Origin of the sequence: Escherichia sp. AM3, from assembly GCF_032029835.1 — a bacterium.
Lineage (GTDB): Bacteria > Pseudomonadota > Gammaproteobacteria > Enterobacterales > Enterobacteriaceae > Escherichia > Escherichia coli.
Map to the genome: position 1 here is coordinate 1 of NZ_JAVUPQ010000968.1, position 273 is coordinate 273.

The 273-nt window shown below is 59.0% G+C and carries 1 pseudogene; it reads right to left on the reverse strand.

The annotated features are described in order from the left end of the window. Positions 1–273: pseudogene (locus tag RTW80_RS29280) on the reverse strand (insulinase family protein); the annotation flags it as partial.

The following is a 273-nucleotide window of genomic DNA, read 5'->3' on the forward strand; positions in this document are numbered from 1 at the left end:
TGCGCCACCAGCGCGTTAAACTCCTCTTCAGACAGGCCCTCTTTCCGCACTTTAGCCAGCTCTTTCGCCACCACGCCGAGATTGGCATTCAGCTTATCGCCCGGCGATTCCACGTTAATGGCGCACTGGGCGCGCTGGAACAGCACTCGGCAGTCAAAGCCCAGGCCAATATCTTTCACGTTATTCTTGCTGAGCGTCTGCTGAACGGGCCAGAACAGCGCTTCACGCGCGAGATCCGCACGCCAGTAACGCAACAGCGCAGAAGACTCGCGG